This window comes from Lutibacter maritimus (assembly GCF_900116115.1).
Classification (GTDB): domain Bacteria; phylum Bacteroidota; class Bacteroidia; order Flavobacteriales; family Flavobacteriaceae; genus Lutibacter; species Lutibacter maritimus.
Window position 1 is genome coordinate 160875 of the sequence record NZ_FOZP01000005.1, and the last position, 16601, is coordinate 177475.

Genomic DNA, 16601 nt, shown 5'->3' on the forward strand with positions numbered 1-16601 from the left:
TAATTCTGTAGAATTCTTTATCTTTTTTTTGATTTGTTGAATTTCTTCTTTTTTCTTGAAGAAAAAGGAACAGTTTCATCAAATGTATCTTTTGCTTTATTTCCTTTGTTTTTTCTCCAATTGTTTGAGTCTGGCAATAATTTTTGAAGTAAATCGTTTCTTCCAACTTTGGTAAGCGTATTTCTAATCCACTGTTGGTTTTCCTTTTTGTACCAAAAAAAGAAACGATGTTGTTCTTCTCGTTCCGTTTTTGTGCGTGGCGTTTTCATTGGTTTTAATGTGTAAGGATGATAACCACTATAATAAATTACAGTTGCAACAGTCATTGGAGTAGGTGTAAAACCTTGTACTTGCTCTAACTGAAATCCCATATCTTTGGTTTCTGCAGCTAAATTTGCCATATCTTCTAACTCACAAGCAGGATGACTAGAAATGAAATATGGAATTAATTGAAGATTTAATCTTTTTCTGATATTAATTTTATCAAATCGTTCTTTAAATTTATGAAAATAGGTAAACGAAGGTTTACGCATTAATTTCAATACATTGTCAGATGTATGCTCTGGAGCAACTTTCAATCGGCCAGAAACGTGATTGGTCATTACTTCTTCTGTATAGGCGTCTAACTCTTTTGGATCGGCTAATTTATTAAATTCCGGCACTAGTAAATCGTGACGAATACCACTTCCTATAAACGATTTTTTAATTTTTGGATGACTGTCAACTGCTTTGTAAAGTTCCGTTAATGGTTTATGCGATGTGTCTAAATTATGACAAATTACTGGTGAAATACAAGAAGGTGAAACGCATCTGTCGCAAATCTCTTGCACTTTTCCTTTCATCTTATACATATTTGCAGAAGGACCGCCAATATCAGATAAATAACCTTTAAAATCTGGCATGTTTGCAACCTTATCAACTTCTTTTAAAATAGATTCTTGACTTCTGCTTGCAATAAATTTTCCTTGATGCGCAGAAATTGTACAAAAACTACAACCACCGAAACATCCTCTGTGAATATTTATAGAAAATTTAATCATTTCAAATGCAGGAATTGGTCCTCTACTATTGTATTTTGGATGTGGTAAACGTGTAAAAGGCAAATCAAAGGAAGCATCAATTTCAGCTTCAGTCATTGTTTCATAGGGTGGATTTATTACTAATTTAGTATTTCCAACATCCTGAAAAACTCTATCTGCAAATAATTTATTTGATTCTTGTTCAATTACTTTAAAATTGGAAGCGTATGCTTTTTTATCTTTTAAGCAAACCTCATGAGAATTGATTGTTACATCTTTCCAATTTTTATTTTTAGGAATTTCTTCATCTTTATTTAATAAAAATGCGGTTTGTTTTACGGTTCGTAAACTTGAAAACGGCACTCCTTTTTGTAATAAATTTACAATTTCTCTAAGCGGTTGTTCTCCCATTCCGTAAACTAACAAATCTGCTTTAGAGTCTTTTAAAATTGTAGGTTTTAAAGTGTCGCTCCAATAATCGTAATGTGTTACTCTTCGTAATGATGCTTCAATTCCTCCAATTAATACAGGTACTTCAGGAAATTTATCCTTTAAAATATTGGTATAAACTGTAGTTGCATAATCGGGTCTAAATCCTTTATCTCCATTTGGTGTATACGCATCATGATCTCTTTTTCTTTTGCTTGCTGTATAATTACTCACCATTGGGTCCATACATCCGCCAGTAACGGCAAAAAATAATTTTGGGATTCCCATTTTGGTAAAATCTTGTAAATTATCATGTACGCTTGGTTGTGGTACAATAGCAACTTTTAAACCATAACTTTCTAAAATTCTACCAATAACTGCAGGACCAAAAGCTGGATGATCTACATAGGCATCTCCACTAAAAAGAATTACATCTAATTCTTCCCATCCTCTAAGCTTTACTTCTTTGTTAGTAGTTGGTAACCAGTCTGAAAGTTTATGCATCATAGGTTGCAAAAGTACATTATTTTTAATAATTCTAAATTAAAATGTTTTAGTTGAATTTTAAAATCAATGTTAAGTTGTGTTAATGATTGTTAATAGATTAAACCTTTGTTATTTTAAGTAGTCTTAAGAGTATACATTAAATAACATACATTATGAAAAAATTATTAGGCTTAACAGCAATCGTACTATTGTTTTCAATTACTATTAGCGCTCAAGGAAAACAAAGTGGAGGAGCAAATAGAGGTTCAGATTTAACCATAGAGCAAAGAGTAACTTTGCAAACCAAAAGAATGGCATTAAATTTAGATTTAGATGCTAAACAACAAAAAGAGGTAGAACAAATGTTGTTGAAATCTGCCAATGAAAATGATAAGATGAGAGATGAATTTAGACAAAAGAGACAAAGCGGCGAATTAACTGCTGATGAAAAATTTGCTTTTGAGAATAGTCGTATTGAAAGACAAGCAGCTCATAAAGCTGAAATGAAAAGAATCTTGAACAAAGATCAATATGCAAAGTGGGAAAAAACTTTGATGAATAATAGGGGTAAGAGTGGTATGAGATCGAACAGCAATAATCCTCAAAAACAATTTAAAAACAGAGGTTAAGTTTGGTTTATAGTTTAAGTTAAAAAAAAGTGTTGTAGTCTACAGCACTTTTTTTGTTTATATACTTGAATTATTTTTCAATGTTTAATACTTGACCAATACTAATTTTGTTTGAATTTAAATTGTTTATTTTTTTTAATTCATTAACACTAATTCCGTAATGTTTTGAAATAGAGTACAATGTATCTCCTTTGGTTACATTGTGAGTTTTGTTTTTTGTGGTTTTTATGTTTTCTTTTAACTTTATTTCTTGTCCAACATAAATATTTGAAGAAGTTAACTCGTTTAACTTTTGCAATTCATCCAAAGAAATTCCATAGCGTTTAGAAATTGAAAAAAGCGTTTCTCCAGTATCAACAATGTGAATTTCAGAATTATTTTGTGTTACTCTTGTGTTAGTTAAAATTAAATTTTTTTCTTGCGTTTTTGTGTTTACATCAAAAGATTTTCCTAAAACTTGCGTATCATATTTATGCAATTCAAATTTTTCTATTAAACCAATTAATTTGGCCGGATATCTTCTGTCAGTTGCGTAACCGGCTTCACTTAAACCTTTTGCCCAACCAATGTAATCGCCAGGCTCTAATGAAAATAAATTTGAATAACGACTTCTAGAAGTTAAAAATAAAGAATGATCTCTGTACGATGTAGTTGGGTCTTTATAAACTCTAAAACATTCTCCTTTTTCATCATCATCATGTAAAGTATGATCTCCTTCCCATCCTTTGTGGCACTTTATTCCAAAATGGTTATTAGATCTTTTAGTTAATTCGCTGTTGCCGCTTGAAGATTCTAAAATTCCTTGAGCTAAGGTAATACTTGCTGGTATTTTAAATAATTTCATTTCCTCAATTGCTGCATCTTTAAAAAATGCAATATAATCTTCAGTAGAGTTAAATATTGTTGATTTTACATCTTTTTTATCTATATTTTTTACAACTACCTCTTCTTTATTTTTATGTACAACTTTTGGATATATTTTTTTTGTTTGTGATTGAGCAACTTGTTTTTTTGATTTACAATTTGAAAAAAATACAGCTAGAAGTATTACTATTATTAAATATTTAAATTTCATATTTTATTTAATTTGGGGTAAGTTTTTATTTTTTAAATAGATATTCATTCCACCAATTCCTTGTAAACCACCTGTATGAATTGCCAAAATTTTAGTTCCTTTTTTAAAATAATTATTTTTAATTAAATCTACAATTCCAAATAACATTTTTCCTGTATAAATTGGGTCTAACGGAATTGCAGTTTCATTTTTAAATTTATTTATAAAAGTAATTAATTCTTCAGATATTTTTGCATAACCACCAAAATGATAGTTAGTATTTAAACACCAATTATCTTTTTTTAGTATATATTTCTGTATTTCATTTTGTAAAAAATCTCCTTTTAAAGCAGGAAAACCAATTACTTTTTGATGTTTTTTAGTGGCATTTATAATTCCAGAAATAGTTCCGCCAGTTCCAACTGCACAACAAATAACATCAAATTTTTCATCTTCATCGGTAAGTATTTCTTCACATCCTTTTACTGCAAAATTGTTGGTTCCGCCTTCTGGTACTAAATAAAAATCACCAAATTCAGCTTTTAATTTATTGGTAAATTGTGTGGAAGATTTTGTTTTGTATTCACTTCTTGATACAAAATAAAATTCCATTCCGTGTGCTGAAGCAAACTTTAAAGTTGGATTATTTTTTACAACTTCCTCTAAGTTTACAGCCAATTCATCACCTCTAATTACACCAATAGTTTTAAAATTAAACTCAAAACCAGCTGCTGCTGTTGCTGCAATATGGTTAGAATACGCACCTCCAAAAGTGACCAATTTAGAAAAACCTTGTTTTTTAGCTTCTAGTAAATTGTATTTTAATTTTCTAAATTTGTTTCCAGAAATAAACGGATGCAATGCATCTTCTCGTTTAATAAATAATGAAACTTCTTTAGTTGCAATTTCCGACAAATGAATTTGCTGAATGCTACTATGTTTATTCTCTATGAACAATTTGCTACTTTTTCTTCAATTTCTGTCCATTCTTCCATCAACTCCTCAATTTTTTTCTTTTTAGATTCGTATTTTTCAAAGAAATTAATTTCTGAAGCTGTTTTTTCGTAGTCATCAGCCAGTTTCGTATCCATTTCTAAAATTTCTTTTTCCAAATTATCAATTTGCGATTCAATTTTAGATAATTGATTTTTTAATTTTTTAAGTTCTTTTTCTTCTTCTTTTGATAGTTGAAATTGCCCTTTTTTTGATGGTTTAGCGGTTGTTTCTACTACAGTTCTTTTTTCAGCTTCTCTTAAATTTTCAATTTGATGTTGTTCTAAGAAAAAATCGATATCTCCTAAATATTCCTTAATAACTTTATCTTTAAAGCCATAAACAGTAGTTGCCAATCCTTGTAAAAAATCTCTATCATGCGAAACTAAAATAAGTGTACCATTAAAGTTTTTAAGCGCTTGTTTTAATACATTTTTTGATGCAATATCTAAATGGTTTGTTGGCTCATCCATTATTAACACGTTAAAAGGTGATAATAATAACTTACAAAGCGCCAATCTGTTTCTTTCACCTCCCGACAGCATTTTAGCTTTTTTATCAACAGCTTCACCACCAAATAGAAAAGCACCAAGCATATCTCTTACCTTTGCTCTATTGCTATCAGTTGCGGCATCTTCCATAATTTCTAAAACTGTTTTTTCAGGATCTAAATATTCCGATTGGTTTTGGGCAAAATACCCAATTTCTACATTATGTCCCAGTTTTAAATGACCGCCATGGGCAATTTCACCAACCATAATTTTTGCTAATGTAGATTTTCCTTGACCGTTTTGTCCAACAAACGCTATTTTACTATTGCGTTCAATTAATAAATTAACATTTTCTAATACATGTTTGTCTCCATAACTTTTTGATAAATTTTCAGCTTCAAAAACCACTTTTCCAGGATCTTTTGATACTTGAAAACGGATATTCATTACAGCGTTATCATCATTGTCAACTTCAATCAATTCAACCTTGTCCAACTTTTTAATTAATGATTGTGCCATTGAAGCTTTATTAGCTTTTGCTCTAAATTTGTCAATTAATTGTTGTGTTGCTTTAATTTCTTTTTCCTGATTTTTTTGCGCTTGTAATTGTTTTTCTTTTATTTCATCACGCAATAATAAAAATTGAGAATATGGTTTTTTATAATCGTAAATCTTTCCTAATGAAATTTCAATGGTTCTGTTAGTTACATTATCTAAAAACATTTTATCATGCGATACCAACACAATTGCGCCTGCATACGATTTTAAAAAGTTTTCTAACCAAATAATAGATTCAATATCTAAATGGTTGGTTGGCTCATCTAGCAATAAAATATCATTATCTTGTAGTAATAATTTTGCAAGTTCTATACGCATTCTCCAACCACCAGAAAATGTTTCGGTGAGTTTATCAAAATCTTCGCGTTGAAAACCTAAACCTTGTAGAATTCTTTCGGTATTTCCTTGATAGTTGTAGCCGCCTAGCAATTCATATCTATGTGAAAAATTATTTAAATTTACCATTAAATCGTGGTAATATTCACTTTCATAATCCGTTCTTTCGGCTAACTCTACATTTATTTGATCAATTTTTGTTTCTAACTGTTTTATTTCTTCAAAAGCTTGGTAGGCTTCTTCAAGAATTGTTCTTCCTTCAACAAAATCAATATCTTGACGCAAAAACCCAATGCGTACATCTTTATCAAAAGCCATTGTTCCACCAGAACTTTCTATATCTTTTGAAATTACTTTTAGTAATGTTGATTTTCCTGCACCATTTTTTCCTATTAATCCTATTCTATCTCCTTTATTCAACTTAAAAGTTACTCCAGAAAACAAATCGGAACCAGCAAAAGAAACCGATAAATTATGTACGTTAAGCATTTATTTTTATTATTTAATGTAATTTTGTGTTTGTTTTTAAAAACGTACAAATTTAGTATAAAAAAAATTGGCACTCAATTAAAGTTTTAAGTATAAAAAAGTTACACAAATGTTTAAAAAAGGTACAAAGCTATATAGTATTTTGCATAATAAATGTCCAAAATGTCATGAAGGAGATTTTATGAAAGAGAAAAATATATTTAAACTACAAAATGCCTTTAAAATGCATGAGTCTTGTTCTAATTGTGGTTTAAAATATATGATGGAGCCTTCTTTTTTTTATGGCGCAATGTATGTTAATTATGGGCTTACAGTAGGTTTAGCCATTGCAACATTTGCTATTTCTGTCCTTTTTTTTAATTTAACTTTATTAGAAAGTTTTATTCCAATTGTAATTGTTTTATTGTTAACTACACCAATTACAATTCGATTATCGCGTATTATTTGGATTAATATTTTTGTGCATTTTGATAAAAATGCAACTAAACGTTCTAAAAGCGAAGAATAGAATATTCTTTATCTATTTCAATTTTATTCTCTAAGTAATTATAAAGTTGTTTTGCAGCAGTAGGTGCAATCATCACTCCACGCGTACCTAAGCCATTTAGAACTGCTAAATTACTATGGGTAGGATGTTTGCCTAATAAAGGTCTTCTATCATTAACTGTAGGTCTAATTCCAGCTAAATGTTCTACAATTTTATAAGAAGTATTTATAAATGTATTTAATTTTTCAACAAGTTCATTTTTACCTGCTTCAGTAGGTTCTAGTGTTTTATCTTTCCAATTAAAAGTTGCTCCAACTTTATAATAATTATTACCTAATGGAAGTACAAAAACAGCAGCTTTTATTAATGCTTCTACATTTAAATTTGGCGCATAAATAATTAACAATTCGCCTTTAGCTTCTTGCATTGGTACATAATTAAAAAATGGATTTTTTTTAATACCAAAACCTTCACAAAAAACTACTTTGGAACTTTTGATGGTTTTATAATTCACCGAATTTTTATCGATTTTTAAATCTGAATAATTGAAATCTTCTTTTAATAATTGCTTTTTGTTGAATAAATAATTTCGATAATCATTTAAAAGACTTTTGGTATCAATCCAACCAGTGTTAATTAATTTGCCAAATCCAAAATTTGAAACAATACCTTCTATTTTAGTATGTTCAATTTTCGGAATCATATAGTTTGATAATTGTTGATTATCAGCAGCCACAAACCAATTATTTTGTTCTTCAATTGATTTAAATATTCTATAAATATCAAGTGAATGGTTGTATTTTTTATTGAATTTTTTTTCTAATTCGGTATAAAAAGGTAACGCAATTTTAAGTTGATTAGCAGCTTCCCATACAGGAGTAAATCTTTTTAAAATTACAGGATTATAAACTCCACCTGCAACCATTGATGAGTTTTGAGAATCGTTTTCAAAAACAATAAATGTTTTATTGTTTTTTTCTAATTCTTTTGTAAAGGCTAAACCCGCCAATCCTAAACCAACAATAATATAATCTACTTTCATGAGCAGCAAAGATATATTAAAACAAAAAACTCTTACAATTTGTAAGAGTTTTTTGTTTTAATAAGTGAAATATTAATAGTTCCACATATCTAATTCTTTATTTCTAATATATTCTTTTATTTTGTTAGATTCAATAACTTGGAATAATGAGTTTCCTTTAACATATTGATCTACATCTCTATCGCCATAAATATTTTCTTCTCTATAAATTATAGAGCTAAATCTACGCGCATTTAATAAATGGTCAAATGAAATAGGATATGCTGAATTTTTTTGATTAAATACTTTCATTTGGTGCAATACATTTCGTGCATCAGGAAACCAAACCCAAAATAAAGGTAATTGTTCATCAATATTTAAATCTTCTCTTCCCATTGTTTGAACATCTGGTGCAACAGGTGCTAAGGCAAGCATTCTGTATTTTAATTCGCCTTGACGTTTATCAAAATACCATAAACCTTTAATTTTAAAACCTTCAATATCTTGTGATGTTAAATTAATTTTATCAATATATTCACTAATATCGGTGCTTCCTGCATTTAATTCATCAAATCCTGCATCGGTAGTGTCAACTCTAAATAATTTGTTGCTAATTTCAGATTTGGTCATTTTTGCAGTGAAATATGAATCATCGTAGATTTCAGTAATTTCACCATTTCTAATACCTCTTAAAAGCGTATCAAATAATGATCTTCTATCTTTAGAAACATTTGTTGTATCAACAGGATAGTAAAGTGGTAAATTAATTTTTTCATTTAAATCTACATATTCCCATACTACTTTTGACCATAAAATATCTCTATCATCAACATAACCATATTCTAAAGGTTTGTCATTATCAACAGCCATTTGTTCGGCAGTTTTAACACCAATATCAGAAGGTCTTTTGGCATTCAACAAATTTGATTGTGAATACAATGTATTTATTAGCGTAAAAGCCAAAATAAAAATCCCAATATTTCTTTTATTCATCATTACAAACTTTATTATTGTATTTCTATACTTACAGCAGAAGCATCTTTTATTCTATAAGAGCTATTACCTGATAACGTAGATTTTATATCAAATATTACAATTACATCGCCTCTTTTTGATTTTGCAATTGCTTTTTGTGCTGCACTATCCATTCTATCTCCTCTAACAACTACGGCTCCTTGTCCAGGAACTTTTATTGTAAATCCAGTGGTATTTAAAGATAAATCAAAGTCAAAATCTGGTAATTCGGCTCCTACTGTAGAGTTTTCTAAACTGCTGCTTGGCATTTTTACATAGCCAGATTGTTTTCTTATTGTTCCATTAGGTGATGGAATATCTTTAATCCTAAATGTTTGATAATTACTAACACTTGATCCGTCAGGTAATTTTCCCGTAACACTAATTTTAACTTCTGAACCTGAACCAGGAGTCATAATATATTTTCCAGTTCCACTTGCTTTTGATAAACCAGTACCTGTAGCTGAAACTAAGTTGTCTGGTACACCAGGTATAGAGATTGTCATTGGATTTGCAACACCTCTATATACCACATTCATTTTATCTGCTGAAATAACTGCACTATTTGGTTTTGGTATTACAGCATAGCTACTTTTTATTGGAATTGGTATATCCACACCTTTTTCAGTAAAAATAAATTCCCCTACAATATCTCTTTCACCAACTGCTCCAGCAGGAAAGTTAAGTAAAACTTGACCAGCTTGAATACTTGACTCAGGTAGTTGAGAACCGTTAACCTTAACACTTTTTGGTTTTAATGTTGGGTCAACTTTTCCTAAAACAATTTTACCTTTAAAAGCTTCTCCTTGAAAAAATGCAGTTTTTTCAGGAATAACAATTGCTTCATACTTTGTCATAGAAACGTCACTTTCTAACTGTCCACCTAATAAAAGACTATAGATTTCTGTTTCAGTAGTTTTAATATCCGTTTTCATAGACGTCATGTTGGTAATCGTAGAAATTAAAGGAAATCCTTCATATCGATTTTTTAACCAAGCTTGTTTTCCACCTTCAACTTTTTGATCAGAAGTATCAAATCTATTAGCAATTGTACCAGCTAATGGATTGTTTTCTCCTAACAATTCAATAATTCCATTTCTGTAACCATTAATTTGATCTAAAAATTCTTGTCCTTCTTTAGTATATGCATCACCATTAAAAAAATGTTGATCAACTAAATCAGTTTTGTCCATAGATTCATATGCTTTTGGATCTTCTTGATCTTTCAAGAAAAAGGCAATTTTGGAATCTAAATAATTACTAAAATTTTCAGACATTTCATTCACTTTTGTTGCGGTGGCATAAAGTGATTGATATTTTTCTGGTTGTTCAGATGCTTTTGTTGCTAAATTTTCTAAGGTAGCATTATTTCTTGCATCAGCAGTTATATTGTTTGCGGAAAATTTTTCATTCATATAGCCAAACGCAGAAAGTACCTCTTTAGACATTTGCATTGCTAACATAGCAATGAATACTAAGTACATAAGGTTAATCATTTTCTGCCTTGGTGATAATTTACCTGAAGCCATTTTAATTAGTTTTTTTGGTTAATAAATAATTATGATACACAACTAATTATTTTTTATTTGACATTGCAGATAACATTCCTCCATAAACTCCATTTAAAGAAGATAAGTTAGTAGCTAATGATTCCATTTGCTCTTTTAGTTTACCAGCATTTACGGCAACTTGTTCATTAATATCAGCTTGTCTGCTTGAGCTTTCTAATTGTATTTTATATAAACTGTTTAATGATTCCATTTGAGCTGCAGCTAATGATAATTGTTCACTATATTTTGTGGTTGCAGCAATAGAGTTTACAGCTGGAGCAATATTATCGGCTGCTCCTTTAAAGTTTTGGATACTTTCACCTAAACTTTGCATTAATGTAGCATCTAATTTAGCTTCTTTAAGCATAGTATCTAATTTTTGAGATAATAAACCTTGAGCTTCTTTTGCTTGTGCAACATCTTTATCTCTTTTGTTTCCACCTGCTAATTCAGGGTAAACTTGAGACCAATCAAGATCATCTTCTACAGGTTCAAATGCTGAGATGGCAAAGACTAAAGCTTCAACGGCCATACCAATGGTTAGCATTACACCACCCGTTAATGGTCCAATTTTAAAATGCATAATTTTAAATAAAGCACCAATAATTACAATTGATGCACCTAGGCCGTAGGCCATATTAAATAATTTTTTAGTTGATTTTGATTGTGACATGATAAAATAGGTATTGGTTTTTTTTATAAAATTATTTTCCACTTAAATTGGTTCCAAGAAAGTCTTGTACTGTTCTGAATCCAATATAACTTCTTGCTGTATCAGCATATTCATAATCGCGTGTACTAACTTCTAAAAAGTAAGCTACATCTTTCCATGAGCCACCGCGAATTATTTTTCTATGATTTTTAGACATTTCAACATTTGGATTCATAGTTGACCCAATGTAGTATGATGCTTCACTGTACGCAGTATTTGTCCATTCTGATACATTTCCTGCCATATTATATAATCCATAATCGTTTGGGAAGTAGGATTTTGCTTCAACCGTATATAAAGCCCCATCAACAGAGTAATTACCTCTGGTTGGTTTAAAGTTTGCTAAAAAACAGCCTCTATCACTTGTTGCGTAAGGACCACCCCAAGGATAAGTTGCATTTTCAAGACCACCTCTCGCTGCGTATTCCCATTCGGCTTCTGTAGCTAATCTAAATTGCGGTACTTGGTTTGATTTTCTTTTTGTATTTAAGTAATCATTTTTCTTTTTAGTTCTCCATCTGCAGAAGGCTTTTGCTTGCATCCAAGTAACACCAACAACAGGATAATCATTGTATGCTTGATGATAAAAATAATCTTGGTGCATTGGGTCATTGTAAGAGTAGTTATAATCTCTAACCCAAACTGTGGTATCAGGATATACTTTTACAACTTCTTGTTTAATAAAGTTTCTTCTTTCACCTTTGTTTCTAGCAGCTGATTCTTGATCTAACCAATAATATTTGAATTGAAGTTTATCAACATTAATCATTCTTCTTCCTTCAAAACTATCTTCAATAGGCATAAAAATAGAATCAATCATAACTTCAGTATATTCTTCACTTGGAAATTCATTTACATTCCAAATAATATCAGCATCCCAATTTAACATTTTACCTTGGGTGGGTGAGTTTAAATCGCCTAAACTACCGTAAGTATTCATCATGTACTTTTGGTATGGTGTCATTTTGGTTTCATCAATATTTAAAAATTGATAATCTTCTAAACCTGGAACTGGCGTTCCACCTGCTGACATTAACTCTGAATATAATGCAAGTTGAGTTCTAACAATTGAATCTCTTACCCAAAAAACAAATTCTTTATACTCACTGTTTGTAATTTCTGTTTCGTCCATATAAAAAGGGCGAACTGTAACAGTTCTTGTTGGGGTACTTAATGATCCTGCAACATCTTCACTTTGCTTTCCCATTGTAAAAGAACCTCCTGGAATTAATGTCATTCCAAACGGTTTTTCAGAATTCCATTTACTAGCCGAACGTACACCAACTAACTCTCCTTGATCATTTGATCCACAACTCCATATGATTAAAGCTAATAAAATATACAATGATATTTTCTTCATATTTTATACTCTTAATTCTTTTAAGACAAACCTATTACTAATTATTTTAATAAACAATATTTTCTTTATGGTGTTTAAAACTAAAAAAAACAATGTTTATTATATATAAATGATATTTTATATCAATTTTTTTAATGTATTTAACCATCGATCAGGAATTTCCTGATCGGTAGCGCTTATATAATCTTGATATGTACAAGGTATTAACGCATGTCTCTTATATTTATTATTTTCATTTAAACTTATTTCCATCCACCATCTTCCGCTTTTATTGCTTTTAAAGAAATTTAGCACCTCATTTTCTATTGGAACAATAAATTTTTGATAGTTATCTTTTAATCCAAAAGGGTAATCATTTGCTCTGTAATTTACTCCTTCAATAAAATACCAAATCATTTGTGCGATTAACTGGGCAGTTTGGTTTTTGTTGTCATATTTAGAGTTATACTCATAAATGCCAAAAGATGAAACTTTATCACTAATCCCTGCATATCTGGAAATTGCACAAATTTCAGCACCAGTAAATCCATTTGGAGTAGCATTGTTGTTTGCTGGAGCTTCTGAATTTTTTACAGCTGATAAGTCTATACTTACTATATCGGCATCTCTTAAAACTGGCTCAACTATTTGTAAAGAATTTGTTACTTCACCTAATCTATGTGATTCAAAAAATAAACTTTTTAATAAATCAATTTCATTTTGTGAATTAAAATATGTTTGATAGCCAATGTTACAATAATTGAATAAATTGCAAGGTTGGTTCATTACAATTTTACTTAAAAAAGTTTGTGAATTTAAATCATCTTCTATAGAGCCTAAATCAAATTTATTATCAACACAAGCTAAATTTACAGTTTGTTCTAAATCATCATATGCTCGGTAGTTTGCGTATGTTAAATCTTGACTACCTCCAATAATTATAGGAATGATTTTTATTTTTAGTAAACTTGAAATGATGTTTTTTAACGCAAAATAGGTGTCTTCAATTGAATTTCCTTTTTTAATATTTCCTAAATCTACCAAATTTATTGGCCAGTTTCCAGGATATAATGCGTAAAATTCTTTTCTAATGTTATCTAAATTATTTCCAGTGCCATAATTGTCAATTGAACCACGATCTTCTTCAACACCTATAATAGCTATTTTTTTGTTTTCTAAATTTGGAAATTCTCCCTTAGTAGTATAAATTTCAATACATTGACCAATTGGTTTATTGGTTTGTAATTTTGAATGCATTAATAATGCATCATCAATAGGACTTAGGTATTCGAAATTCATTTTCAGGGGTTAAAACTTTCTTTTTCGGTGCCAAGATAAATAAAAAAATTATTTTTTGGTACTTTTACTTCTCGTTGTTTTCTTTTTAGGGGTATTTTTTTCAATTATTTGTTTTACTTCTTCAAGTGTTAAATTAGCGGCATCTACTGTTTTTGCCAATTCAATTTTAGTTTTACCTTTTATGATATTGAATCTTCCCCAACGAGCTTTTTCAACTGTGATTTTTTCATCAGGCCAATTTTGAATAATTTTTTCTATATCTTTTCTTTTTTTATCTTCAATTAACTCTTTAATGTCACTTTTAGATAAATTATCAAAATCGTATTTTTTATTCACATTAATAAATGTGTTGTTCCATTTTATAAAAGGACCAAAGCGACCTACACCTTTTTGTACTGGTAAATTTTCATAAGTAGCAATTGGCGCATCTGCTTCGCGTTTTTCTTCAATTAACTCAATAGCTCTATTAATATCAACTTCCATAGGATTTTCATCTTTTGGAATAGAAACGTACATATCATCAAATTTTACGTATGGTCCAAATCTACCAACGGCAACTTCAACAGGTTTATCTTCATAACCTCCAACTTTTTTAGGAAGTTTAAATAAATCCATAGCTTCTTCAAAAGTTATGGTTGTTAAGTTTTGATCGCCTTGTAGGCTTGCAAATTTTGGTTTTTCTTCATCGGTAGCTTCGCCAATTTGTACCATTGCTCCAAATCTTCCTAAACGTGCATATACATTTTTACCAGATTCAGGATCTATTCCTAATAAGCGTTCTCCTTTTGCTCTATCTGCATTTTCGGCAACATCTTCTACTGTTGGATGGAATTTTTTATAAAAATCTTTAATCATTTTTATCCAATCTTCTTTTCCTTCAGCAATATCATCAAATTCCGATTCAACTTTAGCAGTAAATCCAAAGTCTAAAATATTTGCAAAATTTTCAACTAAAAAATCGTTTACAATATTTCCGATATCTGTTGGTACCAATTTACCTTTATCAGAACCTACTTTTTCAGTTAAAATTTTAGTTGTAATTTCTTTGCCTTTTAATTTTAACTCGGTATAATTTCTGTCTTCACCTTCAATAGTTCCTTTTTGAACGTATTCTCTTTTTTGAATGGTTGAAATTGTTGGTGCGTAGGTTGATGGTCTTCCAATTCCTAATTCTTCTAAACTTTTAACTAAAGATGCTTCGGTAAATCTATAAGGACCTTTAGTGTATCGTTCTGTTGCGGTAATATATTTATTTACCAAGGTTTCGCCAATGGCAAGTTTTGGTAGCATTCCATCTTGTTCTTCATCTTCATTATCATTTCCTTCCAAATAAACGGCTAAGAAACCCTCAAACTTTATCATTTCACCATTTGCAGTAAAAATGCTATCGTTATTATTGTTTTCAATTCTAACATTTGTGCGCTCTACTTGTGCGCTGCTCATTTGAGAAGCAATGGTTCTTTTCCAAATTAAATCGTACAATCTATTTTGATCAAAATCAACATTTATTGTTTGCTGACTCATGCTTGTTGGTCTAATAGCTTCGTGAGCTTCTTGTGCTCCTTTAGATTTTGTGCTGTAGTTTCTTGGTTTGCTATATTGTTTTCCGTACGATGAAATTATTTCTTGTTGTGCATCATTTTTAGCATCTTCAGACAGATTTACACTGTCGGTTCTCATATAGGTAATTAAACCGGCTTCATACAAACGTTGTGCAATCATCATAGTTTTTGCAACAGGAAAACCTAATTTACGTGATGCTTCTTGTTGTAATGTTGAAGTTGTAAAAGGTGCTGCTGGCGATTTTTTTGCAGGTTTTTTCTGTAAATCTTCAACTTTAAATTTAGCACCAATTGATGAGTTTAAAAAAGTTTGAGCTTCTTCTTTGGTTTCAAAGTTTTTAGGAATTGAAGCTTTAAACTTTTTTCCTTCCTCACTTAAAAACTCTGCAACAACTTTATAGGATGCTTGCGGAACAAAATTTATAATATCTCTTTCTCTTTCAACAATTAATCGAACAGCAACTGATTGTACGCGTCCTGCAGATAATCCGCCTTTTACTTTTCTCCATAAAACAGGTGAAAGTTCATAACCTACTAAACGATCTAGAACTCTACGCGCTTGTTGCGCATTTACCAAATTATAGTCAATTTTTCTTGGGTTTTCAACAGCTTTTAATATCGCTTTTTGTGTAATCTCGTGAAATACAATTCGTTTTGTATTATTTTCTTTTAACTTTAATTGCTCATATAAATGCCAAGCAATAGCTTCTCCTTCACGATCCTCATCGGAAGCTAACCAAACTGTTTCAGCATTTTTAGATAAGTCCTTTAATTTTTTTACAAGTGCCTTTTTATCAGAAGGAACTCGGTAATTTGGCATAAAATCTCCATCTACATTTATTCCAATTTCTTTTGAAGGTAAATCGGCAATATGACCAAAGCTGGATTCTACTTGAAAATCTTTTCCTAAAAATTTTTCAATTGTTTTTGCTTTTGCAGGTGACTCTACGATTACTAAATTTTTTGCCATAAATTATTTCTTTTTCTAAAAACACACCATGATATATAATGGCGATTTTGGACTGCAAATGTATACAGATTTTTTTTAATTCAAATTTTTTGTTGCAAAATGCCATTTTTTTAGTCTAAAAATGCTGTTAAAATTCTGCCAAATTGACACGACTTTAGTTTTT

13 protein-coding genes are annotated in these 16601 nt (G+C 30.0%); 2 read left to right on the forward strand and 11 right to left on the reverse strand.

What is annotated here, in order from left to right; genetic code table 11:
- Window positions 1–17: 17 nt before the first annotated feature.
- Window positions 18–1955: a YgiQ family radical SAM protein gene (locus tag BM335_RS09505; protein ID WP_090226056.1), complete on the reverse strand. Its 1938-nt coding sequence runs from the start codon at window positions 1953–1955 to the stop codon at window positions 18–20.
- Between the two features lie 152 nt (window positions 1956–2107).
- Between BM335_RS09505 and BM335_RS09510 the strand changes: the two genes are divergently transcribed.
- Complete coding sequence (locus BM335_RS09510) at window positions 2108–2563, forward strand: hypothetical protein (protein WP_090226060.1); 456 nt, start codon at window positions 2108–2110, stop codon at window positions 2561–2563.
- A gap of 70 nt (window positions 2564–2633) precedes the next feature.
- Here BM335_RS09510 and BM335_RS09515 read toward each other — a convergent pair whose 3' ends face one another.
- From BM335_RS09515 to BM335_RS09525, 3 genes are read right to left on the reverse strand one after another with little or no spacing between them, the layout of a single operon-like run.
- Entirely contained in the window at window positions 2634–3638 is a 1005-nt protein-coding gene (locus BM335_RS09515; protein ID WP_090226065.1) for a glucosaminidase domain-containing protein, read from the reverse strand.
- Window positions 3639–3641: 3 nt separating this feature from the next.
- On the reverse strand, window positions 3642–4568 hold the full coding sequence (locus tag BM335_RS09520; RefSeq protein ID WP_245780658.1) for a 1-aminocyclopropane-1-carboxylate deaminase/D-cysteine desulfhydrase: 927 nt from the start codon (window positions 4566–4568) through the stop codon (window positions 3642–3644).
- Window positions 4565–6484: an ABC-F family ATP-binding cassette domain-containing protein gene (locus BM335_RS09525; RefSeq protein WP_090226069.1), complete on the reverse strand. Its 1920-nt coding sequence runs from the start codon at window positions 6482–6484 to the stop codon at window positions 4565–4567. Before BM335_RS09525 ends, BM335_RS09520 begins: the two co-directional genes overlap by 4 nt.
- Before the next feature lie 109 nt (window positions 6485–6593).
- Between BM335_RS09525 and BM335_RS09530 the strand changes: the two genes are divergently transcribed.
- Window positions 6594–6992 (forward strand): DUF983 domain-containing protein, encoded by a 399-nt coding sequence (locus BM335_RS09530; protein ID WP_090226073.1) that lies wholly within the window; start codon window positions 6594–6596, stop codon window positions 6990–6992.
- Here the strand turns inward: BM335_RS09530 and BM335_RS09535 are convergent.
- The 7 genes from BM335_RS09535 to topA all read right to left on the reverse strand — a co-directional run bounded on the left by BM335_RS09535 (window position 6976) and on the right by topA (window position 16438).
- Window positions 6976–8013 (reverse strand): NAD(P)/FAD-dependent oxidoreductase, encoded by a 1038-nt coding sequence (locus BM335_RS09535; protein ID WP_090226076.1) that lies wholly within the window; start codon window positions 8011–8013, stop codon window positions 6976–6978. The genes BM335_RS09530 and BM335_RS09535 overlap by 17 nt on opposite strands.
- Window positions 8014–8085: 72 nt before the next feature.
- Window positions 8086–8988: a type IX secretion system ring subunit PorN/GldN gene (gene porN / locus BM335_RS09540; RefSeq protein WP_317041031.1), complete on the reverse strand. Its 903-nt coding sequence runs from the start codon at window positions 8986–8988 to the stop codon at window positions 8086–8088.
- 11 nt (window positions 8989–8999) lie between these two features.
- Window positions 9000–10535 (reverse strand): type IX secretion system motor protein PorM/GldM, encoded by a 1536-nt coding sequence (gene porM / locus BM335_RS09545; protein ID WP_090226086.1) that lies wholly within the window; start codon window positions 10533–10535, stop codon window positions 9000–9002.
- A gap of 46 nt (window positions 10536–10581) precedes the next feature.
- Window positions 10582–11229 (reverse strand): type IX secretion system motor protein PorL/GldL, encoded by a 648-nt coding sequence (gene porL / locus BM335_RS09550; protein ID WP_090226089.1) that lies wholly within the window; start codon window positions 11227–11229, stop codon window positions 10582–10584.
- A 31-nt stretch (window positions 11230–11260) separates the two neighbouring features.
- A complete protein-coding gene (gene porK, locus BM335_RS09555; RefSeq protein ID WP_090226093.1) occupies window positions 11261–12628 on the reverse strand; it encodes a T9SS ring complex lipoprotein PorK/GldK in 1368 nt (455 codons plus the stop codon).
- A gap of 117 nt (window positions 12629–12745) precedes the next feature.
- Window positions 12746–13906, reverse strand: a complete 1161-nt coding sequence (locus tag BM335_RS09560) for a formimidoylglutamase (protein WP_090226095.1) — start codon at window positions 13904–13906, stop codon at window positions 12746–12748.
- 48 nt (window positions 13907–13954) lie between these two features.
- Window positions 13955–16438, reverse strand: a complete 2484-nt coding sequence (gene topA, locus BM335_RS09565; RefSeq protein ID WP_090226099.1) for a type I DNA topoisomerase — start codon at window positions 16436–16438, stop codon at window positions 13955–13957.
- Window positions 16439–16601: the final 163 nt, after the last annotated feature.